We start from the raw sequence: 24240 nt of genomic DNA on the forward strand, positions 1-24240 counted from the left end.
GACCTAGACTCTCAAACAATAGCAGAGTTCAATAAATTTGAGCCTGATAGCGTTGATACAACTGATAGAACAGATACTTTAGTTAAGCAAATAAAAGATATAAATAAGCCACTTATAGTTACAACAATACAAAAGATGGCTAATGCTATAAAAAATGATAAATATGCTAAAATAATGGACCAATATAGAGAAGAAAAAGTAGTATTTATAATAGATGAATGCCATAGATCTCAATTTGGAGATATGCATAAAGCCATAAATAAACATTTTACAAATGCTCAATACTTTGGGTTTACTGGTACACCAAGATTCTTTGAAAATAGAAGCCAAGAAGGTAGAGTTACGGCAGATTTATTTGAAAAATGCTTACACACTTATTTAATAAAAGATGCAATAAGTGATGGAAATGTACTTGGATTTTCAGTTGAATATATCAAAACATTTGATGGTGATATAGATGAAAGTGATGATACAAGAGTAGCTGCAATAGATAAAGAAGAAGTATTTATGGCAGACAAACGAATAGAAAATATAGCAGACCATATTATAGAAAATCATAATGGAAAAACTAGAAATAAAGAATATACAGCAATATTAACTGTTCAGAGTATCCCAATGCTTGTAAAGTACTATGATAAGTTCAAAGAACTAGACCATGATTTAAAAATAGCTGGTATATTTAGTTTTGGAGCTAATGAAGACCTTGAAGGAAAAGATGAACACTCAAGAGATTCTTTAGAGAGAATTATTACAGACTATAACAAAATATTTGATACTAACTACTGTACAGATACATTCTCAAGTTATTTTGCAGATGTATCTAAAAAAGTAAAGAGTGCAAAAATAGATATATTAATAGTTGTAAATATGTTTTTAACTGGGTTTGATAGTAAAACACTAAACACACTATACGTTGATAAAAACTTAAAATACCATGATTTAGTACAAGCATATTCAAGAACTAATAGGGTAGAAAAATCAACTAAACCTTATGGGAATATAGTTTGCTATAGAAATTTAAAGAAAAATACAGATGATGCACTAAAACTATTCTCACAAACAGAAACAACAGATGTAGTATTAATGGAAAACTATGAATACTACTTAGATAGATGGTTTGCAGAGCTTAAGAAACTAAAAACCTTAACACCTACACCACAGGATGTAGATAGTCTTGAAAGTGAAGAATCTAAAAAGAAATTTATATTAGCCTTTAGAGAGCTATCAAAAATATTAGTAAAATTAGAAACCTTTGTAGAATTTGAATTTGAAGAAAGTGAACTTCAAATAAGTAACCAAGAATATCAAGACTACAAAAGTAAATACTTTACAATATATGAGATGGTAAGGAAAACACAAGATGAAAAAACATCAATTTTATTAGATGTAGACTTTGGTATAGAGCTTATGCATTCTGATAAAATCAACGTTGGATATATCATGAACTTAATAAAAGATATAGATTTTTCAAGCAAAGAAAAAAGAGATAAAGATATAAAAAATATAATTACAGAGCTAGATAGAGCAGGTAATATGGACTTAAGGCTTAAAGTAGACTTACTAAAAGAATTTTTAGAAAAAGTAGTTCCACAGCTTTCCGAAAACTGTGATGTAGACTTTGAATATTCAAAGTTTGAAGCACATAAAAGAATCCAAGAAGTAAATTACTTTGCTGAGGAAATAGGATTAAGTGCAGATTTTATAAGTGATTCAGTAGCGGAGTATGAGTACTGTGGAATTATAAATCGTGAAGAAATTAGTAATGAAGTAAAAGAAAAACTTAAGCCAAAGTTTTTAGAAAGAAAAAGGAAAGTAGAACAAGTTAAAAGTTTTGTATATGAGCATGTAGCAAAATATAATATATAAATAATTTAATATAAGCAGGGAAATTCCCTGCTTATTTATTTTTTAGAAAAATAATATATTATAAGTTTTTAAAATTCGTTTTTTATAAAAAATGAGTTTTTGTATTACTTATTTTTATTTTTAGAGTCGATAATATAAAAAAACAAGTAATAAACAATCTTGTTTTGATGTATAATATAGTTATAAATAGATTGGAGTGATTTTTTATGGAACCGTATAAAGTGAAAAAATTACCTGCGGGGTACAAAATAGATAAAGATTTAATGATATTACTTGGAGAAGCTTCTGCAAAGTATGGAGAATACAAAGCTATTTTAAATACATTGGAATTTGAAGCAGAACTATTTTTACAGTCAGTATTAAGAAGTGATAGTTATAAATCTACACAGATTGAAGGTACTCAGATTTCCCATGAAGATATTTTCTCACTAGATATAATAGAGGAAAATGATGATAGTTTAGAGATTAAAAACCTAACAAAATCAATAGAGTATGCAACTAAAGCTATTAAAGAAAAGGGCATTACTATGAATCTTGTAAATGAGATGCATAGGATAATTTTAAATAGTGGTAGAGGGTCTACAAAATCACCAGGAAAAATACGAGATACTCAAAACTGGATAGGACCTAGAGGTGCAGGTATAGAGCAAGCTACATTTATACCCCCAAGTCCAGATGATGTAATTGAAGATTTAATTAATTTATATGAATATATGAATGATGCTTATATAGATCCAGTATTGGTTAATGTTGCAATATCTCATGCACAGTTTGAAACTATACATCCTTACAATGATGGTAATGGTAGACTTGGAAGAGCTTTAATACCTATACAAATGGCATACCTAAGCGATGATAGACCAATACTTTATTTATCAGAAATAATAGAAGTAAATAAACTTGGATATCAAAGAGCATTAATGAACACTAGAAGAGGTAATTTAGAATCTTTCATAAGTTTCTTTATGCAGTGTACAATTGACCAATGTAGCAACTATATAAGAAAACTAGAGATAATTAAAAATATTTATAAAGAAGACCATGAAAAAATTAAAAGTATAAAAGGTGGTTCAATACACACTGTATTCCCAATAATGATGAATAAAGTTGTATTTACAAAGAAGTATATTGAAGAGCAAACTGATTTAGCTCCAAGTACTATTGCTAGGGTTATAAATCAATTATTAGATTTAGGTATCTTAGTAGATATATCAAGAGGTCGTAAAAAAGAATACAGATACGATAGAATTTATAAAGTATTTATAGGTACAGAAATGTATTAATATAAGGGAGAACTTAAAATGCAAACAAGTGAAAAACAACAAGAGCAACAAAGAGAGCTTCACACAAGACTTTGGGCAATAGCAAATGACCTAAGAGGAAATATGGAAGCTAATGAATTTAAAAATTATATTCTTGGATTAATATTCTATAGATATCTTAGTGAAAAAGTTGAAAACAAAGCAATAGACTTATTATCAGAAGATGAAATAAGCTATGAAGAGGCTTGGGCTGACGAAGAATATAGAGAAGGATTACAAGAAGAGTTCTTAGAGCAATTAGGATACTTCATAGAGCCAGAATATTTATTCTCTACATTACTTAAATCAATAGAAGACGGAAAATTTGATATAGAAATGCTTCAAGGAGCAATAAATGATATAACAGAATCTACATTAGGAGCAGATAGTCAAGAAGACTTTGACCATTTATTTGATGATATGGACTTAGCTTCTACAAAGCTAGGAAGAGACGTAAAAAGCCGTTCAAAATTAATAGCTAAAGTAATGGCTAACATAGCAGAAATAGACTTTGCACATGAAGATTCTGAAATAGATGTACTTGGAGATGCTTATGAATATTTAATATCTCAATTTGCTGCAAATGCAGGGAAAAAGGCGGGAGAATTTTATACTCCACAACAAGTTTCAAAGATATTAGCAAAGATTGTAACAGTTGGAAAAACTGACTTAAAGGATGTTTATGACCCAACTTGTGGGTCAGGTTCCCTTCTACTTCGTGTAGCGAAAGAAGCTAATGTTAGAAAGTTCTACGGACAAGAGCTTACATCAACAACTTATAACTTAGCTCGTATGAATATGTTACTTCATGATGTAGACTATACAAACTTTGATATAAAGAATGATGATACATTAGAAAATCCAGAGCATGAGGGTATGAAATTTGAAGCGATAGTTGCAAATCCACCTTACTCAGCTAAGTGGAGTGCAGACTCTAAGTTTTTAGATGATGAAAGATTTAGTGCTTATGGAAAATTAGCTCCAAAATCAAAAGCAGACTTTGCATTTGTTCAACATATGATTCATCAATTAGATGATAAAGGAACAATGGCAGTTGTACTTCCTCATGGTGTACTTTTTAGAGGTGCAGCAGAAGGAGTAATAAGAAAGTATCTAATAGAGGAAAGAAACGTATTAGATGCAGTTATAGGGCTTCCTGCTAACATATTCTTTGGTACAAGTATACCTACAGTTATATTAGTGTTTAAGAAGTGTAGAGAAAATGGAGATAACATTTTATTTATAGATGCTTCAAATGAATTTGAAAAAGGAAAGAATCAAAATAATTTAACTGATGCTCAGGTTGAAAAGATAGTTGATACTTATATGAAGAGAGAAACTATTGATAAATACAGTTATGTAGCTTCAATGGATGAGATAAAAGAGAATGATTACAACTTAAATATACCAAGATATGTTGATACTTTTGAAGAAGAAGAGCCAATAGATTTAGCTGCTGTTAGTGAGAGAATAGCGAGTATTGACAAAGAGATAGCTAGTATTGATGATGAGTTAGCAGTTTACTTAAAAGAGCTTGGATTATAAGGGGAGGTGGATGATATGAATAAGACACCGAAACTTAGATTTAAGGAGTTTAGTGGAGATTGGGAAAGTAAGAAATTAGGAGAGATATCTGATATTTATGATGGAACACATCAAACACCTAAGTACACTAACAATGGTGTAAAGTTTGTAAGTGTAGAAAATATAAATAATATATATAAAGTCAATAAATATATTAGTGAAGAAGATTACAACAAAAATTTTAAAATAAAACCACAACTTAATGATATTTTTATGACTAGAATTACAGCAGGTGAAATAGGTGCAACTGCAATTGTAGATAGAGAGGAAGACTTAGCTTACTATGTGAGTGTTGCATTGATAAGATCATATACTGAAAAAGTAAATAGTTTATTTCTAACAAAATGTATAGCAAGTAAATATTTTAAAAGGGAATTAAATAAAAGAATTATACATGTAGCTTTTCCTAAAAAGATAAACTTAGGGGATATTGGTGACTGTGGAGTTAAATTACCAAATCTTGAAGAACAAGAAAAAATAGCTTCTTTCTTTTCTTTAATTGATGATAAGATTTCTCTTCAAAGTGAGAAGGTTGAGACTCTTAAAGAGTATAAGAAGGGTATGATGCAAAAGATTTTTAGCAGAGAGTTAAGGTTTAAGGATGATGAGGGGAGAGATTATCCTGAGTGGGAAGAGAAGAAGCTTGAGGAGATAGCTACTATTTATGCGGGGAAGAGAAAGTTATTATCAGCATCAGGAGACTATGTAATTATGGATATGGGATCAGTAAACTCAGATGGAAATATATTAGCTCATAAGAAAACAGAAGACTCAGAAGACATATTATTAAAGGGTGATTTAGTTATGCCTAAAGATGATATAGGTGGAGGTTTTATAATTGGTAAAACAGCATATATACATGAAGACAATAAATATGTTCTAGGAGATCATGTTTATAGAATTAGATTTAATAATGATTTTAGCTTATTTATGAGCTATCAAATAAATTCACCATTAATAAATAATCAGCTGAAAAGAAAGGTAACAGGGTCTGCTCAGTTAGGAATTAATACAAAAAGTGTATCTGAACAAAAATTATTTGTACCACATAAAGATGAGCAAAGTAAAATAGGAAATTTATTATTAAATATAGATTTAAAAATTCTAAAAGAACTAGAAAAATTAAATTCTTTAAATGAATATAAAAAAGGATTATTGCAACAGATGTTTGTTTAATACCATAATTAAAAAATAGAGTAAATGAAATTTCATTTACTCTATTTTATTTACATTAGTATTAATTTTACATACAGAATATTTAATATATACAGAAGCTTATAAACCTAGAAATGTTTTAACTTGTTCTGCCATACTAATACCTGATGATACTACATTTATAACATCTATTGCAGCAGGAGTAGCATCATTGATAAATGATTTCCACTTACTTATAGACTTATTTTGTTCATTTATATTATCTTCTTCTACACTTTCAGCTAATTCCTGTATTATGATTGAAGCATTCATTATTTCTGATTTTTTTGCTTCTTTCCCATTATAGCCAGCTAAATTTTCAACTAATTTATTTAGAGTATCTAAATCATTTTTTGTTAATTTAAAGCTATCATTTACTTGTGTACCAAAGGTAAAATTACTTGCAGATGCATAATCCCCCATTGCACCCACTTGTCCATTATTTACATATTTTCCACTCATACTAAATTCCCTCCATATTGTTATGCCATTTCAAATTCAGATGCAAATGCATGGTCTCCCATTGAAGCAGTTTGCCCATTATTTATATACTGAGCTCCTTGATGTGCATGATAATGATAATGTAATTGGTATGCATTATCATTAGTTGAAACTTTAAAAGCATTCATTTTTTCTAAAACTTGCACACTACTGGGAGCAGATATTTTATTTTTATTTCTATTACGATCTCTTCTTGAGCTCTTAAGTTGCTTTGATAAATTCTGAATCTCTTCTCTGTACTCCTTAGATATATAGTACACTATATAAATATTGTTAGAATCTATAATATTACTAAATCCACAATCCTCACACTCTATCTCAGTATCTTTTTTTATGTCGAATATATTATCAAATTCAGACATTATATTAATACAGTTAGAGCATCTAAGTTCATATTTTAGTTTTAATCTATCTGATCTCTGTGAAAATTCATATAGCATAGTTGCGGCTACACTAATCTCTATGTTATATGAATTTATGAGATGCTCTATATAAAATCGCTTTATATTTTTTAGAGCCATAGTTCTTAGTGCTTCCTCAATTCCTACACTAGTCATAATTTTTAATTATTCCTCCTCTATATTTAGTAACTTATTTCTTACAATTTTTATAAATCTTTCATCTGTTAGTGCACTTTTAAATGCTATACTGTTATTCTTTAAACTAATTTGTAAGCTATACGTTTGTCCTGTATCATCATCAGTTACATGAAGCATTCCAATTTGATGAGTTAAATAAGGCTCTATAATCTTATACATAGGCTGGTTTGTTATATCACGTATGTCTGTTTTTCTGGTTGAAAAACCAATGCCACATAGCCCAGCTAGTAGTAAAGGTATAAATCCATTACTATTATCGTTGAAATTTATATTTTTTAATTCATCTAAGAAAGTTTCATCTTTATTATTTGTAATAAAATCTTCTAATATTAATAGAACCTCTACTAACATTTCGCTATCTTCTTCACTTATATCAAAATCAAATTCTGGAATAGATTTGCTATTTATAAATTTGGCATTCTCAAATGAATCCTTAAAATCCTCTATATTATTATTAAAATGACCTAGAATAGGAAGAGTTCTTACTCCATTTAAGTTTAATTTATACTGCAATACTTCTATGACACGCTCTGCATATGTTGATTCTGTTCTTATTTCTATATATCCATACTTAATATTTATAAAACATACAACATTCTTATATTGTCTTATCTTAGTATCGCTAATTCCATCATCATCCCTTTTATTCCCACAAGGAACGATAAACCTCATTAAGTAAATTTCATCTTCTATCTTTAGACAAGTATATGCTGTTGGAGTTTCAAGTGATTTATTTTTTACTTTAGGCTCCAACTCATTTATTTTATTATTATTATAAAAATCCCAAGACTCAATAGTTTCTATAAGAGCATTTCTATTTTCTAACTTATCAATTCTAGATAATCCCCAGTATTTTATTGATGTTTTACATGCAAATATCTTTGACTTTAATATAGCATAAGCAGATTCATTTATATATATATTATCCTTATCTTTATATAAATCATCTGTTCCTTCATAGCCTTTCTCCATAAGTACACCAATTATCCTTAATGTATTTGAATTTAATCTATGAAAATCTCTTTCCAATAATATATCTTCTATTTTTAGATCCCTTTTAACCATAGTATCTGACATGGCAATCTCCCTTCTGATATTGTTCAAATATAGTCAACAACATTATATCATATAAAATAGTTATAACTAGAGAATAAGAATTACTTTAGAAGTGCAAATAAAGTCTATATAAGCAGAAAATTTTTAAAAATATTATAGTGGAATAGTGAAACTATTTTATATATTCGACAAATATTGATAAATAAATTAAAATATTAGATATAGGAATTAAAAAATAAATGATGATATTTTAAATATGTATATTGAAAATACTTAGAGTTATAGTATTTATTAAATTAAAAAGGTCAAGTTTGAGCCGACAAACTTTACTTTTTTGTGTTCAAATTGCATTATTAATTTATTATTAAATATAAAAATTAATTGAAAAGACATTAAGAAATTGCATCTGGAGGGCTATATGAAAAAAAGAGCAGTAGGATATTGTAGAATATCTACCTTAATGCAAGTAGACAATACCTCGCTTAAGGACCAAGAAGATAAAATAAGAATGTATGCAAAACTTCACGATATTGATATAGACAAGATATTTATAGATAAAGCTGTATCAGGAAAGTCAACAGATAGACCAGAGTATTATGAAATGATGAACTATGTTAAAGAAAATGATATATGTATGATTATAGTCTATAAAAACGATAGGATACACCGAAGTTTATATAATTTATTAGCTATGATTTATGAATTACAAGAGTATGAAGTAGCCTTAGTAAGCGTTACTGAGATGTTTGATACTTCAACACCACAAGGGATGTTATTTTTACAAATGCTAGGAAGCTTTGCAGAGTTTGAAAGAGCTGTCATCAATGAGAGAACTAGAAATGGAAGAATAGCAAGACTTAATGAAAATAGATGGGTTGGTGGCAAGCCAGCACTTGGATATAAAGTAAATAAAGATGGGAAGTTTGAAGTAGATGAAGAAGAGGCTAAGATAGTTAAAGATATATTTAAATTAAGATCTAAAGGGATGTCACTAGCTAAAATAGGTAACAAATATGGATTTTCAAAGCAAAAGGTCGATTATATATTAAAAAATAAAAATTACATTGGGATATTTGAGTATCATGGAAAAAAAGAAAAAAATGATGTTGTACTAGATATAGAACCAATAGTATCTAGGTATATATGGAACAAAGTTAATAAGGTATAAAATTATAAGAAACGTTCAAATATTAATTTGAAAATACATTGAGTATGTAAGAGATTTATTAATATTAACTTGGATTAATTTTAAGTATAAAATGGAAATTTTGAGAATTTAAAGATGCACTAAAAATTTAGAATAGTTATGTGTCATATTCTTTGTTACTCTAGTAGTGTAGGCACATCATTTCTGTACTATTTTTCTTAAGTTAAATTAGTAAAGATGGTAGTATAAAAGTCAAATAAGTTAAGTATTTGTTTTTTAAAATTATATATTCATTGGGATGACTAATGTTAAGATGATTGTGATGCATTTCTTCGAAAAAACACAAGTTGGCATTTAACGTTAATTGATATTATAAAAAAGAGTTATAATAACTTTGGTATATAATATAAAGAACCAAGGAGGATTTATGGGTAATTTAAGTGATAATGAAAAAACAAAAGAGCTAGAAAGATTAACATTTGTTTTGAAACAATATAAAAAAACTAGAGAACAAGATGTAGTAAAAAAGATACAAGAATCAATTGGGGTTAGCTCAAAAATATGTGAAAAATATCTTGAAAAAAATCAATATAATATAGATAGGACTATACTCGAAATAAATAAAAAAATAGACTTACAAGAAATTGAAATAACAGGTACAATTTTAGGAAGTGTAGAAACAACTAATATAAATTATGGAATGGATAAATTTAATACTCCTAGAGGTCATGGATTTGCAGCTGAAAGGGCAAATCATCTAGCTGATAAAATTATAGGAGAAAAAGCTAAGATTATCGGAGATAACAATGCAAAGTATGGAGCTGATAGACTAGTCAATGGAGTTGAAATACAATCAAAGTATTGTAAGTCAGGGTCTAAATGCATTTCGGAATGCTTCAAGGATGGACAATTCAAATATATAAGTTCAGATGGAAATCCAATGAAAATAGAAGTACCCTCAGATAAATATGAAGATGCGATTAAATCCATGGAGAATAGAATAAAAAAAGGACAAGTGAAAGGAATTACAGATCCAGCAAAAGCTAAGGATATAGTTAAAAAAGGACATTTCACATATGAACAGGCCAAAAATATAGCTAAATTTGGGACAGTAGAGTCATTAACTTATGATGCAGTAAATGGAGTTGTAATTGCAGGGAGCGCAATGGGTGTATCAGCTCTTATAACTTTTGCTACATATGTGTGGAGTGGAGAATCTATTGACATAGCTCTAAAGAACGCAGCATTTGCAGGGTTAAAAGTTGGAGGAGTTACATTTGTAACAAGTATATTATCGAGTCAATTAACGAGAACAGGTATGAATAGTGCATTAAGAGGGTCTACTGATTTTATAGTTAAGCAGATGGGTCCTAAAGCAGCCGCACAAATAGCTAATGCTTTCCGTAGTGGTCCAAATATATATGGTGCAGCTGCTATGAACAATGTATCTAAGTTGTTAAGAGGAAATGTTATTACTGGTGTTGTAACAGTAGCTGTAATATCATCAGTAGATGTAGTAAATATATTTAGAGGAAGAATATCTGGGGCTCAATTATTTAAAAATGTAACAACAACAGCCACAGGTGTAGCTGGAGGGACTGCTGGATGGGTAGGTGGAGCAGCAGCAGGCGCATCAATTGGATCTATGGTTCCAATAGTAGGAACTGCTGTTGGAGGTGTAGTTGGAGGGCTTTTAGGTGCTCTAACAGGTGGAAGTATAGCATCGGGGGCAACTAAGAAAGTTTTAGATTGCTTTATAGAAGATGATGCTAAAGAAATGGTAAGCATAATTGAAAGACAGTTTTCAAATCTTGCTATAGATTATTTATTAACTGAGGAAGAAGTAAAAAAAATTGTTGAAAATTTACATGGAAAGTTAACGGGTTCAAAGTTGAAAGATATGTTTGCAAGTTCAAATAAAAGAAACTATGCAAATAATATGTTAGTAGAGATAATAGAACCTATTGTTAAAAAAAGAAAGTACATAGTGGCGCCTAAAGATGAGGAAATGATTAGTACATTAAGAGGTATAATAGAAAAAGATTTATGTGCAGACTAATAACTTAATAATATATATTTTAGAAAATAGTATAATTCACTATAATATTAAATTATATATACTAAAATATAGATTTATGTTAAAATTTAAGTAAAGAAATCGAAAATAAAAAAGCAAAAAGCCAGGAATCATATAAGTTTGGCGACTTATTCCTAGCTTTTTATATAGCACTCTTGATAAGAGAGAACTCTCATCAGAGAATTTTTTATATTGTTATTATGTATTAATATTAACATAATAATTCTAATATATCAATAATTTTGAAATTCAAATCAATATAAAAAATTATTCATAAAATAAGAAACTTAAATGATATTAAGCATTAATTATTATGAAAAGGTCTGATAGATCTCCTTATCTTTAGTGTCAACATACTGAAAATAGAGGGGAATTTTTTTATGCAAATGACAAAGTTTTGTGACCATCTATATGATGAAAGTACAGATGGTTATATTCAAATATTAAAATTAAATGATGAGTACAATGGTGAAAAAACCATTAAAATATATAATACTAAAAATGATGGATTAAGAGATATTGTAGAGGAATTACATAAAAAAGAAGATGTATTTCTAGCGCCAAATACAATGTATCTACCAAAAAGAAGAGTAGAAAATATAAGACAATTTAGGGCTTTATTCCAAGATATAGATTGTGAGAGTCTAGGTTTAGAAAAAACTGAAACAGTTTATATGATATGGATATTACATTATGAAGGTAAAATACCAAAACCAACTATGGTAACAGATAGTGGAAGAGGAGTACATCTTTATTGGAGGATACAAAATGCTCCTTATGGAGCATTAAATACATGGCAAGAACTGCAAGATTATATATATTACAATTTAAAGCATTTAGGTGCTGATCGAAGAGCTACAGATGGTGCCAGGGTACTCAGATTACCTGGAACTATAAATTCAAGATGTGATACAGATTGTAAGGTTTTATATATAGACAATGAAATAGAATACTCAATGTATGAATTAAGAGAAGAGTATTTAAATTATAAACCTAAGACACATCAATTACAGATGCAACAGGTTAAGAAAATTGATAATAAAGTTATTTGTAATAGATTCTTTAACTCATATAGTTTACATATGGAAAGAGCTAATGATTTAGAAACTTTATGTAGACTTAGAAAGTATGATATGACAGGCTGTAGGAACATGGCCTTACATTGTTATGCATATTGGAAAGGGATTTATATTAGAGATACTTATGAACTTGAAAATGTAGTTATAGAATTTAATAGTGCATTTACTGAGCCACTTAAGGAAACAGAGGTACAAGCTGTTTTAAGATGTATACCAAAGGCCATAGATAAGTTTATAGCTTATGAGCAAGGGATAAGAAGTGGTGAACGTAAGAGAGTTTCTAAAGGCATGAGAGATAAAGAAGGTTATTGGTATAAGAATGAAACCTTAATTGATAGACTAGGAATTACAATTATTGAACAAAAGCATATGAAAACAATAATTGGAATAGATGAAAAATATCGAAGAAATAATGAGAGAAGAACACCAAGAAATGAACAAGGATTAACAAAAAGGCAACAAGATAAGCAAAATCTAATAAATGAGATACAAGCATTGAAAAATAAGGGGATGACACAAAAAGAAATTTCTGAAGTTATAGGAAAATCAATTAGAACAATAAAAAACTATTGGAACTTATAGGTAAAAATGCTCTTTATAAATTTGTGGTACTTGGTACCTTCTTTACAAGGTGCAATGAAATGCTCTTTATAAATTTGTGGTACTTGGTACCTTCTTTACAAGGTGCAATGAAATGCTCTTTATAAATTTGTGGTACTTGGTACCTTCTTTACAAGGTGCAATGAAATGCTCTTTATAAATTTGTGGTACTTGGTACCTTCTTTACAAGGTGCAATGAAATGCTCTTTATAAATTTGTGGTACTTGGTACCTTCTTTACAAGGTGCAATGAAATGCTCTTTATAAATTTGTGGTACTTGGTGAGGGAGGTGTATTCAATGAATTTATTTACGGTTGGTCATTCAACTTATGACTTAGATTATTTTATTAGTCTTTTAAAAGCTTATAATATTAATTGTATTGTCGATGTTAGGTCTACGCCTTATTCGAAATATAGCACACAGTATAATAAAGATTCTATTAAGGCTGTACTAAAATCTAATAACATTACTTATATTTATATGGGAAAAGAGTTTGGGGCAAGAAGATCTTCGAGAGATGTATATACGAGAGAAGGTTATGTTGATTTTGAAAGAGTAAAATATGATCTTGATTTTAAAGCAGGTATAGAACGTATAAAAGTTGGATTAGAAAAAGGTTATAATATAGCATTTATGTGTACAGAGAAAAAGCCAGAGGAATGCCATAGATGTATATTGGTTGGTAGGAATTTCAAAGATTTAGGGTATACAGTTATTAATATAATTAATGAAAATGAGTATAAATTACAAGAAGATATTGAAAAGGATTTATTAGAAGTATATTATCCTGATAGAAATCAAATAGCTTTAATTCCTGACATGAACTTATCGAGTAAATCTGATGAAGAGCTTATAAATGAAGCTTATAAATTAAGAAATAAAGAGATTGGATATAAAGGAGATGAGTAATGGTGAATATATATACAATTGGTTTTACAAAGAAGTCAGCTGAACAATTTTTTACAATTTTAAAAAAGAACAATGTTAGTAAAGTTTATGATATTAGGCTAAATAATTCTAATCAATTAGCGGGTTTTTCTAAGGGAAGAGATTTGGAATTTTTTTTATCTAGAATATGTGATATAGATTACTCTCATGAACTTATATTTGCACCAACTAAAGAAATTTTAGATAACTATAAGAAAAAAAATATTACATGGGATGAATATGAAAAATTATATATTAAATTATTAGAAGAAAGAGATATATATAAATATTTAGAAGAACAGAATATATTAAAAGAAGGCAGTTGTTTTCTATGCAGTGAACCCTTAGAAAATGAATGTCATAGAAGAATATTAGTAGAATATATTAACAGAAAATACGATATACAAATAAAACATTTATAAAATAGTGCTTAGGGGGAGTTATCAATGAATAAAGACATAGTTCTTTTAACTAAGTCAAGAAAACACTATAACTATTGTATTGCAGGTAAAGACATAAATACAGGAGAATGGATTAGGCTTATATCAGAAGATGATACTATACATAATGCTATAAAACCAAGTGATTTAATTTATGAAGATAATACTGAGGCAGAAATATTAGATGTAATAAGAGTTAGGGTAAAAGAAATATCAGGTGAAAATAAAATTTTATATCAGCCAGAGAACTATATTTTAGATGATAGGTATTATCTACTAAAATTAGAAGAAAGAAATTTAAATGATTTAAATAACATAATTGATGATGTAGATAAGATATTTTTCAATACATCAAACTCAATATCAAGAAATGATTTAGAAGAGATTGAGAATGTAAACTCATTAGTGCTAATAGAACCAGAAATTGTAAAAGTAAAGAGAAAAAATGATACAGATTTATGGGCGAACGTAAAATACAATGGCGAATGGTACAATAGTTTAACTATAAAAGATATTAGTTTTACTGAAAAATATTATAATGATATAACAAGTGATTACAATGGACGTAACTTTTATGGTGTGAAATTAGTAATTAGCTTAGGTGAAGAATATAAGGGAAATCATTATAAGTTAATAGCAGCAGTTATAGAGCCACAATGTTATATTGCATATTAACCAATATAATTTTAAATATATTTTGTAGGGAAAATATATTATTTGAAGAATATCAACTATAAATAAATTTATAGGAGGATATTTTATGGAATTAAAAATAAGCGACTTACCTCCACAATTTGAAAATATAGCTATGGAGCTTGGAATAGACAAAGTTAAGGCTTTATTTAAAGAATTTGGAGGGACATCTGTGTACTTTCCTACTGAAAAAATGATATACAAAGAGGCTAGAGATAGATCTATCATAGCTGATTACAATGGCTTCAATCATAAGGAGTTGGCTATTAAATACAATATGTCTGAAAGTTATATAAGAGCTATTATAAATAAGCATAAAAAGAGTGCTTAGGTAATTTTTACTTTATATTGGAATTGACAATTATTGATTTTAAAAGTTATGATAAATACTTAGATTTTATAAAATTCTAGTTTTTAGGAAATAAAGGCTACACACCTATTTGAGGATGTGTAGCCTTTTACATTTTATTGTTTAATTCACTAATATTTGAATTTAAAGAATTGATACTTATGCTTAGGTTTTCTAGTTTCCCTTCGATACGAACCAATAGATACATGGTCACTATAGCAGGAAAGCCTAGATTAGCCACTAACTGCATTAAATCTAATTCCACGACTTATTCCTCCTAAATACTTCTAAAATTGCTAAGAAAGCCCCTCATAAACTCAGAGGGACATTTCTTAGAGATATTACAAGTGCTATGCAACTACAAGGTCATATTCTGTAGTTTCTGTTTGAACAACTTTTGCTTCTACTGGAGCTTGTAAATCTTCTCCATTAGGTGCAAATATATTCTTAGAAACTATAACATCCATAGCAGCCTTTATTTCTGATTCTGTTAAATCTGCTCTTGGATCTGTTATATATAGGCTTACCTTTTTACCACTTTTTGTTGAGAATGTCATTAAAAGTTTTACTTCTATTTCTCCCATTTTTTACTCCTCCTTTGTTTAATTGGTTTTATGCGCTTAAGTTTGTGCTATCTTGTTTTACTACTGACAACATAGTATGTTGTTGAAGTGATTCTAATGTTTCTGCCACGTTGTAAACATCAAGAGCTGTTGCTGTTGGTTTTACATTTGAGTATGTTCTTGATTTTACTATTGTTTTTCCTTCATCATTTAAGCCACAGTCAAATCTTATTTTTAATGAAGAAGCATCTTTTGTTTCTGTTACTTCGGAAACTAATCTTTCGTTTAACATTTTATTTCCTCCTTTGAGCCACTTAGGGTTATATTTTAAGCAATTAACCTAGTTATAAGGTTTATTTGCTTTATTTAAGTTCATTGTATTAGGAGATTAGTTTTAAGTCCTAAAATATATCTGAATATTATTTATTTATGAGATTTTCTGTAAAAATAATATTCAGGTGAAGGTATAGAGGAAATATATATTTTTCACAGAAATATATATTTTTCATAGAAATATATTATATATATAAGTTTTAAGGAGGGGGAAAGCTATGGAAACTTTTAAGGCAATATCTCATCTAAAAGAAGGGGTAAAAGTCGAGTCAATATCAAGAAATTTTAAATTAATATTAGATGAACCAAAGGACCTTGGAGGAAATGATGAAGCGATGAATCCAGTAGAAGCTTTATTATGTGCTCTAGGTTCTTGTCAGTGTATAATGGCTAGAATGATTGCCAGCAAAATGAGAGTGAATTTAGAGGATTTCTATGTTGAATTAGAAGGTGATTTAGATTTAAGAGGATTAAGTGGAGTACAAGGTATTAGACCTGGCTATCAAGAGATAAGAGTAACTTTCCATGTAAAATCTAGTGATTCAGAGATTAAGATAAATAAGCTTATAAATACTATTGAAAAGTCTTGTCCAGTTGGAGATTGTATAGAAAATGGTGTTAAGATAAATACAAGATATGTTATTGATTAATATAGATATTTCAGAGGCTAGAGTAAATATAGTTGATTAAGAAATAGTAGATGAGGATAGTTGAAGTAGGAGCAAAAACCACTCCTACATCAACTATCTTTATTTATATCTTTGGGTCAAAATCTATGGGGTCTAGCCTGGCATCACAGATTGCAGCAAAAAGCACTGCAAACTGTGATGCCAGACTAAAAACCTAGTTCATTGATTAATCCTAATATTTTGGTTGATGATCAGGTTACTTTTATATTTTTATTTTGAAATTTTAATACTATATACAATTAATTTGTTTGTAGGATTGCTATATATGGTATTTGTTTTTTAGCATATGTGAAATTAAATTTATTAAGTCATTCTATTGTAGTAGTTGTTGTTGATATACTTATTTTTAATACTTTTGGAGTTTGGCTATCGCCACCGCGCTTTTCGTTCCAATCTTTTGAGCAAAGAGCGCTCAAAAGGATTTCCACTACAATCGCTAACTCAAAACCTCCTATTACCATAAATTTATGGCCATTTGTTAGCTTATTTTTTTATAAATTGCTTATTTTGATACCGAAAAGATTGGCCTTCGGCCTTGCCCCTCTGACTAATCCCAACGCACTCACACTATTCGCTCCTAAAATACTTCGCAAACATCATATTGCATATCAAGTCTGCTTCGTATATTATCCGCTCGTACGTGTTCGTAGCTTATGGGATAGCCATTCACTGCCCCGTCGCCCAATGCCCTAATGTTGTTGTTTTAAGTGCATTAGGTTAAATAGTTTATTGAACCTCCACGTTTTAGATAAATTAGTGCATTGATTTTTCTAAATCATAGGCTCCTATAAACATATGAGTTGAGTTACTTGGTGTCGGTATGATATCTTATGACTTCGTACTCCGCATTGGATAAAACCATTGCTCCGCTATCCAATGCTAGTTTTAATAGAGCTTTTAGGAAAGATTTATTTCTGTTGAGATATTAAAAGCTCCTAGGTAAAGCTAAGGAGCTTTTAAATATGTATTTATTGATATGAATAGTAATAAACACTATCATCAGGATTTTTCGTAATATTCATTGTCATTTGTAATTTATCGAATACAGTATTGTAATCTATGCTGTAAAATATCTCCCAAGGCATATTATGCATTAGTTCCTCGTAAAACTCATATAGATAGTTTTTAGTAAATTCATAGTTATCACTGGCATCCAGTGTATAAACTTCATCTAAATAATTTTTAAGTGTATGTATATCAGTATTTTTAATGTCAATTCCATAAGAGTATTCAAGATGTTCTATTAAATATTTATTTAAATCTAAATCTTCTATTGCTTTGCATAGCTTATTTACTTTTATTGGATCTGTGTATTCTCCTATTTCAAAAGGTAGTTCGTAGTCGTGAATTGCAAAATCACTTTGACCATTTTTACTTTGTCTTAAAATTGCTTTTTCTATTTCTTCATTTTCTTTAGGAAGTTCAATCCATTCTCCTTTTAAACAACCATTATTATAAGCATCTAAATCTGCTATATATATTTGCATTTTTTCACTCCTTAGATGAATTTTTTATTTTATTTCTATAGTTATATTATGTCCTTTATAAGTGAAAAATATGTATGTGATCATTGAAAATACCAGGTTTTAAGTAGTTATAAAAATGCTTATCAGCAAGCTTTTAATGAAGAAATTACCAAAAAATAATTCACGAATACGTGAATTATTTTTGTATATAAATTTTAAATATATCACGTTTACGTGAAGGGTAAGTAAAATATTTTTATAGTAATTTGTCACGTTCAAGTGAAAATATAAATGTATTTGTAGCGAGGTATTGAATATATATAATAGTTTAAAAGTCTAAAAGAGTACGTATACGGGAATATTAAAAATAGATTATTTATTAAGAGGTGGTATTATGGCAAAGGAAGTTTGCTCACGCAGTGGCTCAAAGGGAGTTAGTACATATAGTGGAACAATTGGGAGCTTTGAGGGATTATATACATTTCTTGAAGTTGCTGAGATTTATGGCATAGATGATTCATGCTTAAGAAAGCAAGTTGCACGTGATAAGTTTGTTATTGGTGAAGATGTAAAGAAAATGGGGAGAACTTGGATTATAACAGAGCAGGCTATGGTTAGAACCTTTGGAACTTTGAAGCTTGAAGATTATAAGAAGAAACAAGAGAAGAAAGCCAAGCAAAAGGCATTAAAAGAAAGTGATAAGAAAATAAATACTAAAAAGGCTAAGGTTAAAGGTACAGGGTCTAGAAAGAAAGTTGATAGTATGAATGCAAAGGAAGAAAAGTCAAAAGATAGTTGGATAAGTGGTGAAATTAAGGGTATAGAACTTAAAAGTTTTGCTTTTAGCACAAATGATAGTAAATAAGTTTAAAAGCTCGTACAAGCTAAAATACGAGCTTTTTTTAATACTTTAAATTAAGATACCAATGTTGAAATTCTAAATATTAAAAAATAGCTTAGGTTTTATTATTTTTTTGTACTTTATTTTTTGAAGTTTCAGTAACTTGGTTACATTTAACCATAAAACCTACTTTAAATTTTATAATTTAGATAAATAAATTAAATATAAAAAATGAAAAGGGGATTTTTATGGGAAAGTTAGTTATTGATTTAGGGCATGGAGGCAAGGATCCAGGAGCCATTGGACCAAATAAAACTTGTGAGGCTGATATAGTTTTAAATATTGGATGTGAAATTGATAAGATTTTAAAAGGCTATGACTTAGATTATAAGTTTACAAGATTTAGTAATAAGTATCTTTCTTTAATTGAAAGAGCTATGATTGCAAATAGGTTTGGAGCAGATTATTTTGTATCTATTCATATTAATTCAACAACTGATAGAAGTGTTAGAGGTGTTGAGGTTTGGCAATATGATGGAGATAATAGTAAGTTAAATAATTTTTCAAAATGTGTTTGTGATGATATTTCAAAGACTTTAGATATTAGAAATAGAGGTGTTAAGTATAATAAAAATTTTACTGTACTTAAAAATACTAAGATGCCAGCATGTTTAATTGAGGTTGATTTTATATCAAATAAAAAAGCTGAAAGAGATTTAAAAGATGGCACTAAAATTAAGGCTATAGCTAAGGTTATTACTGATAATTTAGGAGATTTATATGATTTACAAAAGATTGAGGAATATAATTTGTATAAGGTTTGTATTGGCGCTTATAGAGATAAAAATAATGCTATTAATCAGGTTAAAGAAGCTAAAAATAAAGGATTTAGAGATGCATATATAATATAGCGTGATAGATGTATTTTCAAAAAATATTAAAGTTGTTATTATAAAATATAGAAATATTTTACTAGGAGTATAGACGTATAAAAAAAGAAAGTGAATATTTGATATCTAGAGATAGAGATATGAGAAGAAATTTAATGGAGAATTAACAGCTGTGGAGCTTTCAAAAGAATTAGAAAAAATAAGCAACAAAATATATGGAAAACAAAGAGAAAAGTTAGATAATCATTTTAGAAAATTTATAGGACTATAGTTTTTCGTAAAAGCTAGTATGAAATAGCATTGGATAGCGGAGCAATGATTTTATCCAATGTGGGATACCAACCAATAACCTATCATACAGACCAAAGAGATAGCAACATATACAGGTAGAGTAATATAAAAGTAATATAGTATATTACAAGTAGTAATATAAATGTATTACAAAAAGTAATATTAGGAAAAAGGAAAAAAATAAATGAAAAAATATAATAGAAATGAAGCTTAAATATTAGAAGTAGTAGAAGGTTTTTAGTCTGGTATCACAGTCTGTAGCGGTTTTTGCTACAATCTGCGAACCACAGAGTTTTTGACCCCAACATATAAATTAACTCTTATCAATATATAGTATAATAGATATTTAAAAAGACATAAATAAGGAGACATTTATGAAGATTGGAATAAGAAAACCAAGTGTAAAGAAAAGTATCTCATCAAGGACAACAGGTAGAGTTACGAGGAGTGTAAAAAAGATAACTAGCCCAGGTTATGGGAAAAAGGGGATGGGAATGATAAAAAAACCTTCTAAATCTCTATATAATAAAGTTTATAGAAAGACTACTACTAGCATTACTTCAGTAGGAACATCATATAAAGGATCTAAATCAACAACTGGAAGCAGCTATAAGATTAATAGTAGTAGTTACAAAAGCAAAGGAAGTAGTTATAAGGTTAAGAGTAGCAGTTACAAAAGTAAAAGTTATAGACCTATTAATTATAATGGATACAGTATTGGAGTAAATGATTATGAAGATCTATATGAGGAGAACAAATTAGAAAACAAAACTAAATATTATGAAATAGAATATACTGCAGTAAAAAGAGAAGGATATAACCCTACAGAACTCAAAGAGGATAGATTTAGTGAAAAAAAAATACGTAGCAATGAGGAAGAAGTATATGTTAATGACCTAGATTACTTAATTACTATAGATGAATTACCAATTCTCACAAAGGCAAATCATACAGAATATAGTATGTATGACGTTGAATTTACTACAGAGAATATAGAAGGATATGTAATGTATGATAACTTAGAAGGTTTCAGCCATTGCATACACTATAATAATAGATATGACTCAAAACATAATATAAGTTCATTATATTCTAATATGAACTTTAATACTGAAGTTAAAGCTAAGTTACAAATGAATAAAGTAAAGGATAGAATATTTATTAATGCTATTTATGAAAATAAAGGTAAGGTTGAAGTAGGTGAAATATGCTATATTCAAGCACCTAAAATTAATGAGGAGTTGCAATTATGCAGTAATATTAAAATTGAAGCTACAGGATTATTTCTTGATAAATTAAAGTTTAAGATTTACATAGCTGAGGACGATTTTAATAAGATACTTGTACTAAGGGATGAAAATCAAACAAAAAGATTAATAAAAGAAGAAAAGTATAGACAATTAACAGAGAATCAAGATGTATCGTATCAATTCTCTATACTAGGTGTAGAAGCAGAAAATGACGGATACCTTGAGGATGCTATCTTAAATTATGAAAAATCAATAGAGTTAGGATACAGCACTGCATTTACTTATGAACGATTATATTTAATATATAGATATATGAATGATATGGATAATGCAATTAGAGTAATAGAAAAAGGAATTGAAGACTTATCAGTAATAAATGAAATTGAAACATTAACATTTATTGATGATAAAATAGATGCATTTAAAACTGTTCTTAACTCTACCGATATTATATCATTAGAAAAAGAATGTATAGAAGAATACGTAGAGGAAGATAATAAATCTATTGAAAATAAACCTTTTTTCAGTAAGTTATTATCTAAATTTAAAAAAGATATAATCCCAAATGCATATGAGAATTTAGAAAATACAATAGATGAAATAAAAGCTAAATATGAAGATGTAGAAGAAGGGATTATTGAATATAATAAGTTATTAACACCATTAAAGATGAGTAGAGATCGATTCAAGGATAGAGAGTTTTATAATTTTGAACCTAAAGGATATATATATTATGATAAGCTAGAGGGATTTAGTCACTGTATACATTTTTATAAAAGTTACAGTGATAGATATAATCATTTTAATGAAAATAGGTATGATGTAAAATTTTTAAACTCATTTGAATTGATGTTAACGTTTGAAAAACATATAAATATAGATTTTATTTTAGAGAATAGAGATGAAAAAATATTTATAGTAGCATTATTCGAAAAGGATAAAGATGTAGTTAAATGTGAAATTGGATATATATATAGTCCTAAAATTAACCCAGATCTAGAGATGTGTACGGATATAAAGGTTCAGATAAGAAAATTAAGCTATGGTAGCATAAATTTAAATATTTATATAAAAGAGGACGAATTTAATAAAATTAATGATAATATAGAGAAAAAAGAGGAGGAGTAATCCTTCTCTTTTTAATTATTTATAAACTAAAAACATACAGAAATAAATAAAAGTAATATATAATATTACAAGAAGTAATATTGGTGGGAGGTGACAAAATGAACAAAGCAGAATTCAAAAAACTAGATACATTAGAGCAAATAAATTTAGTAAACAAGATCCTAAAAGAAGGAAAAACTTTAACAGCTTTCTCAGAAGAAGTAGGATTATCAAGAAAAACTATAAGTAAGAACTTTTCAAAGATAGGATACAAATATAGCCAGAGTAAGAAGCAGTATATCCTTGAAAACACTGATATACAAGCGGGGGAACAAAAGAAATATTACAATAATATTACAGGAAGTAATACAAAAACTACCCCGGAAGAAGAAAGTAATATTCCAGTAATACAGAATATTACTACAAACTTAGAAATAACATCCAATCAAAAAAATAGCCTTATATATCTAATAGATAACGTAGATAGAATAAAGGCAATATTAGATGGTCCAAATGAATATTACAAAGATATTACAGAAAGTAATATAGAGAAAAAAGAAGATATAGTAAGGGATATATATAACTTCAAACAAGCAAAAAGAGATTATAGAGCTAAGACTTTAAAGCTAGATGTAGAAGTTCAAAAAGGATTTGAAAGAATAGCAGAAGATCTAAAAGATAGTGGAGTAACTCAACAAGAGCTACTAAATTATATATTAAATCAATACATTAAATTCTATGATGATATAAAATAAACCACCTTAATTAATAGCAGCTTAATTAAAGTGGTTTATAAAACGTTATTAAAGTAAATTGCCCGCTCAGTGGCTTTAAGTTCATATATAAATTATACAGCTTTAATAACTCTATGCATAGAAGAATTTTAGCAACGTACGAAGTCGTTGATGCCATGAAGTGTTTCGCCGACACGTCGCTCAAGCGAAGCGAATTTTTAGATGAAATTGGAGGAGAATATGAGTTATCAAAGTGAAGCACAATTAGAAGAAAATCTAATTAAACAACTTGTAAACCAAGGGTTTAATAGAGTAACAATAGCTGATGAAGAACAGCTTAAAAATAACTTTAGAAGTGAGTTATTTGAACACAATAAATCGAAATTAAACAATGAACCATTCACAGATAAAGAATTTGAAAGAATACTTCGCCATGTAGAAGGGAAGTCAGTTTTTCAAAGTGCAATGATTCTAAGAGATAAGTTTATACTAGAAAGAGAAGATGGTTCTGAGATATATATAGAATTCTTTGACACTCAAAATTGGTGCAAAAATAGATTCCAAGTAACTAACCAAACAACAGTAGTTGGAAAGTATACAAACCGTTATGATGTTACATTACTTATAAATGGACTACCACTTGTTCAAATAGAATTAAAACG

24 protein-coding genes are annotated in these 24240 nt (G+C 28.4%); 17 read left to right on the top strand and 7 right to left on the bottom strand.

The features are described from left to right. The 4 genes from I2H23_RS14450 to I2H23_RS14465 all read left to right on the top strand — a co-directional run. Positions 1-1866, top strand: a 1866-nt coding sequence (locus tag I2H23_RS14450) for a type I restriction endonuclease subunit R, EcoR124 family (protein WP_195581936.1), incomplete at its 5' end; no start/stop codon positions are given. Positions 1867-2072: 206 nt separating this feature from the next. Beyond that, on the top strand, positions 2073-3149 hold the full coding sequence (locus I2H23_RS14455) for a Fic family protein (RefSeq protein WP_195581937.1): 1077 nt from the start codon (positions 2073-2075) through the stop codon (positions 3147-3149). Between the two features lie 18 nt (positions 3150-3167). Further along, complete coding sequence (locus I2H23_RS14460) at positions 3168-4712, top strand: type I restriction-modification system subunit M (RefSeq protein ID WP_195581939.1); 1545 nt, start codon at positions 3168-3170, stop codon at positions 4710-4712. A 15-nt stretch (positions 4713-4727) separates the two neighbouring features. Then, positions 4728-5927, top strand: coding sequence for a restriction endonuclease subunit S (locus I2H23_RS14465; protein WP_195581941.1), 1200 nt, complete (start codon positions 4728-4730; stop codon positions 5925-5927). A 99-nt stretch (positions 5928-6026) separates the two neighbouring features. Here I2H23_RS14465 and I2H23_RS14470 read toward each other — a convergent pair whose 3' ends face one another. Genes I2H23_RS14470 through I2H23_RS14480 form a run of 3 tightly spaced genes read right to left on the bottom strand, consistent with a single transcriptional unit; the run spans position 6027 to position 8122 of the window. Continuing rightward, a complete protein-coding gene (locus I2H23_RS14470; protein ID WP_195581943.1) occupies positions 6027-6407 on the bottom strand; it encodes a hypothetical protein in 381 nt (126 codons plus the stop codon). A 20-nt stretch (positions 6408-6427) separates the two neighbouring features. Next, on the bottom strand, positions 6428-7003 hold the full coding sequence (locus tag I2H23_RS14475; RefSeq protein WP_195581944.1) for a hypothetical protein: 576 nt from the start codon (positions 7001-7003) through the stop codon (positions 6428-6430). Between the two features lie 9 nt (positions 7004-7012). Beyond that, positions 7013-8122: a hypothetical protein gene (locus I2H23_RS14480; RefSeq protein WP_195581946.1), complete on the bottom strand. Its 1110-nt coding sequence runs from the start codon at positions 8120-8122 to the stop codon at positions 7013-7015. A 397-nt stretch (positions 8123-8519) separates the two neighbouring features. On the opposite strand from I2H23_RS14480, the gene I2H23_RS14485 reads away from it, so the two are divergent. The 7 genes from I2H23_RS14485 (at position 8520) to I2H23_RS14515 (ending at position 15396) form a co-directional block, all read left to right on the top strand. Next, a complete protein-coding gene (locus I2H23_RS14485) occupies positions 8520-9269 on the top strand; it encodes a recombinase family protein (protein WP_195581948.1) in 750 nt (249 codons plus the stop codon). A gap of 406 nt (positions 9270-9675) precedes the next feature. Continuing rightward, complete coding sequence (locus I2H23_RS14490; protein WP_243248324.1) at positions 9676-11307, top strand: hypothetical protein; 1632 nt, start codon at positions 9676-9678, stop codon at positions 11305-11307. Between the two features lie 398 nt (positions 11308-11705). Continuing rightward, positions 11706-12986: a response regulator transcription factor gene (locus I2H23_RS14495; RefSeq protein ID WP_195581951.1), complete on the top strand. Its 1281-nt coding sequence runs from the start codon at positions 11706-11708 to the stop codon at positions 12984-12986. A 316-nt stretch (positions 12987-13302) separates the two neighbouring features. After that, positions 13303-13914 carry a DUF488 domain-containing protein gene (locus I2H23_RS14500; RefSeq protein ID WP_195581953.1) on the top strand — a complete coding sequence of 204 codons (612 nt, stop codon included), beginning with the start codon at positions 13303-13305 and terminating at the stop codon, positions 13912-13914. After that, positions 13914-14354, top strand: a complete 441-nt coding sequence (locus I2H23_RS14505) for a DUF488 domain-containing protein (protein ID WP_195581955.1) — start codon at positions 13914-13916, stop codon at positions 14352-14354. Before I2H23_RS14500 ends, I2H23_RS14505 begins: the two co-directional genes overlap by 1 nt. A gap of 24 nt (positions 14355-14378) precedes the next feature. Beyond that, positions 14379-15047, top strand: coding sequence for a dual OB domain-containing protein (locus I2H23_RS14510; RefSeq protein ID WP_195581957.1), 669 nt, complete (start codon positions 14379-14381; stop codon positions 15045-15047). Positions 15048-15132: 85 nt separating this feature from the next. After that, positions 15133-15396 (top strand): Mor transcription activator family protein, encoded by a 264-nt coding sequence (locus I2H23_RS14515; RefSeq protein WP_195581958.1) that lies wholly within the window; start codon positions 15133-15135, stop codon positions 15394-15396. 127 nt (positions 15397-15523) lie between these two features. Here I2H23_RS14515 and I2H23_RS14520 read toward each other — a convergent pair whose 3' ends face one another. The 3 genes from I2H23_RS14520 to I2H23_RS14530 form a co-directional block, all read right to left on the bottom strand. Beyond that, positions 15524-15679 carry a YvrJ family protein gene (locus tag I2H23_RS14520; protein WP_271933394.1) on the bottom strand — a complete coding sequence of 52 codons (156 nt, stop codon included), beginning with the start codon at positions 15677-15679 and terminating at the stop codon, positions 15524-15526. Positions 15680-15764: 85 nt separating this feature from the next. Further along, complete coding sequence (locus I2H23_RS14525) at positions 15765-15998, bottom strand: DUF2922 domain-containing protein (RefSeq protein ID WP_195581960.1); 234 nt, start codon at positions 15996-15998, stop codon at positions 15765-15767. 28 nt (positions 15999-16026) lie between these two features. Beyond that, positions 16027-16269, bottom strand: a complete 243-nt coding sequence (locus tag I2H23_RS14530; protein WP_195581962.1) for a DUF1659 domain-containing protein — start codon at positions 16267-16269, stop codon at positions 16027-16029. Positions 16270-16528: 259 nt separating this feature from the next. On the opposite strand from I2H23_RS14530, the gene I2H23_RS14535 reads away from it, so the two are divergent. Then, the gene (locus tag I2H23_RS14535) at positions 16529-16960 is read left to right on the top strand and encodes an OsmC family protein (protein WP_195581963.1); all 432 of its coding nucleotides are present in this window, start codon (positions 16529-16531) and stop codon (positions 16958-16960) included. Between the two features lie 1007 nt (positions 16961-17967). Here I2H23_RS14535 and I2H23_RS14540 read toward each other — a convergent pair. Then, a complete protein-coding gene (locus I2H23_RS14540; RefSeq protein WP_195581964.1) occupies positions 17968-18486 on the bottom strand; it encodes an antirestriction protein ArdA in 519 nt (172 codons plus the stop codon). A 373-nt stretch (positions 18487-18859) separates the two neighbouring features. On the opposite strand from I2H23_RS14540, the gene I2H23_RS14545 reads away from it, so the two are divergent. The 5 genes from I2H23_RS14545 to I2H23_RS14565 all read left to right on the top strand — a co-directional run. Next, positions 18860-19330, top strand: a complete 471-nt coding sequence (locus I2H23_RS14545; protein ID WP_195581965.1) for a helix-turn-helix domain-containing protein — start codon at positions 18860-18862, stop codon at positions 19328-19330. Positions 19331-19554: 224 nt separating this feature from the next. Continuing rightward, positions 19555-20217 (top strand): N-acetylmuramoyl-L-alanine amidase family protein, encoded by a 663-nt coding sequence (locus I2H23_RS14550; RefSeq protein ID WP_195581966.1) that lies wholly within the window; start codon positions 19555-19557, stop codon positions 20215-20217. 644 nt (positions 20218-20861) lie between these two features. Then, complete coding sequence (locus I2H23_RS15625) at positions 20862-22865, top strand: hypothetical protein (RefSeq protein ID WP_330615419.1); 2004 nt, start codon at positions 20862-20864, stop codon at positions 22863-22865. Between the two features lie 98 nt (positions 22866-22963). After that, positions 22964-23599: a hypothetical protein gene (locus I2H23_RS14560; RefSeq protein WP_195581967.1), complete on the top strand. Its 636-nt coding sequence runs from the start codon at positions 22964-22966 to the stop codon at positions 23597-23599. 219 nt (positions 23600-23818) lie between these two features. Continuing rightward, on the top strand, positions 23819-24240 hold a 422-nt coding region (locus I2H23_RS14565; protein WP_195581968.1), incomplete at its 3' end, for a type I restriction endonuclease.

The sequence above is a fragment of the Romboutsia sp. BSD2780061687b_171204_C1 genome, from assembly GCF_015560225.1.
GTDB classification, from domain to species: domain Bacteria; phylum Bacillota; class Clostridia; order Peptostreptococcales; family Peptostreptococcaceae; genus Romboutsia_C; species Romboutsia_C hominis.

What these genes read in the sequence shown, in the direction of transcription:
- I2H23_RS14455 (WP_195581937.1), top strand. Translation starts at nt 2,073, where the DNA reads ATGGAACCGTATAAAGTGAAAAAATTACCTGCGGGGTACAAAATAGAT.
- I2H23_RS14460 (WP_195581939.1), top strand. Translation starts at nt 3,168, where the DNA reads ATGCAAACAAGTGAAAAACAACAAGAGCAACAAAGAGAGCTTCACACA.
- I2H23_RS14465 (WP_195581941.1), top strand. Translation starts at nt 4,728, where the DNA reads ATGAATAAGACACCGAAACTTAGATTTAAGGAGTTTAGTGGAGATTGG.
- I2H23_RS14470 (WP_195581943.1), bottom strand. Translation starts at nt 6,407, where the DNA reads ATGAGTGGAAAATATGTAAATAATGGACAAGTGGGTGCAATGGGGGAT.
- I2H23_RS14475 (WP_195581944.1), bottom strand. Translation starts at nt 7,003, where the DNA reads ATGACTAGTGTAGGAATTGAGGAAGCACTAAGAACTATGGCTCTAAAA.
- I2H23_RS14480 (WP_195581946.1), bottom strand. Translation starts at nt 8,122, where the DNA reads ATGTCAGATACTATGGTTAAAAGGGATCTAAAAATAGAAGATATATTA.
- I2H23_RS14485 (WP_195581948.1), top strand. Translation starts at nt 8,520, where the DNA reads ATGAAAAAAAGAGCAGTAGGATATTGTAGAATATCTACCTTAATGCAA.
- I2H23_RS14490 (WP_243248324.1), top strand. Translation starts at nt 9,676, where the DNA reads ATGGGTAATTTAAGTGATAATGAAAAAACAAAAGAGCTAGAAAGATTA.
- I2H23_RS14495 (WP_195581951.1), top strand. Translation starts at nt 11,706, where the DNA reads ATGCAAATGACAAAGTTTTGTGACCATCTATATGATGAAAGTACAGAT.
- I2H23_RS14500 (WP_195581953.1), top strand. Translation starts at nt 13,303, where the DNA reads ATGAATTTATTTACGGTTGGTCATTCAACTTATGACTTAGATTATTTT.
- I2H23_RS14505 (WP_195581955.1), top strand. Translation starts at nt 13,914, where the DNA reads ATGGTGAATATATATACAATTGGTTTTACAAAGAAGTCAGCTGAACAA.
- I2H23_RS14510 (WP_195581957.1), top strand. Translation starts at nt 14,379, where the DNA reads ATGAATAAAGACATAGTTCTTTTAACTAAGTCAAGAAAACACTATAAC.
- I2H23_RS14515 (WP_195581958.1), top strand. Translation starts at nt 15,133, where the DNA reads ATGGAATTAAAAATAAGCGACTTACCTCCACAATTTGAAAATATAGCT.
- I2H23_RS14525 (WP_195581960.1), bottom strand. Translation starts at nt 15,998, where the DNA reads ATGGGAGAAATAGAAGTAAAACTTTTAATGACATTCTCAACAAAAAGT.
- I2H23_RS14530 (WP_195581962.1), bottom strand. Translation starts at nt 16,269, where the DNA reads ATGTTAAACGAAAGATTAGTTTCCGAAGTAACAGAAACAAAAGATGCT.
- I2H23_RS14535 (WP_195581963.1), top strand. Translation starts at nt 16,529, where the DNA reads ATGGAAACTTTTAAGGCAATATCTCATCTAAAAGAAGGGGTAAAAGTC.
- I2H23_RS14540 (WP_195581964.1), bottom strand. Translation starts at nt 18,486, where the DNA reads ATGCAAATATATATAGCAGATTTAGATGCTTATAATAATGGTTGTTTA.
- I2H23_RS14545 (WP_195581965.1), top strand. Translation starts at nt 18,860, where the DNA reads ATGGCAAAGGAAGTTTGCTCACGCAGTGGCTCAAAGGGAGTTAGTACA.
- I2H23_RS14550 (WP_195581966.1), top strand. Translation starts at nt 19,555, where the DNA reads ATGGGAAAGTTAGTTATTGATTTAGGGCATGGAGGCAAGGATCCAGGA.
- I2H23_RS15625 (WP_330615419.1), top strand. Translation starts at nt 20,862, where the DNA reads ATGAAGATTGGAATAAGAAAACCAAGTGTAAAGAAAAGTATCTCATCA.
- I2H23_RS14560 (WP_195581967.1), top strand. Translation starts at nt 22,964, where the DNA reads ATGAACAAAGCAGAATTCAAAAAACTAGATACATTAGAGCAAATAAAT.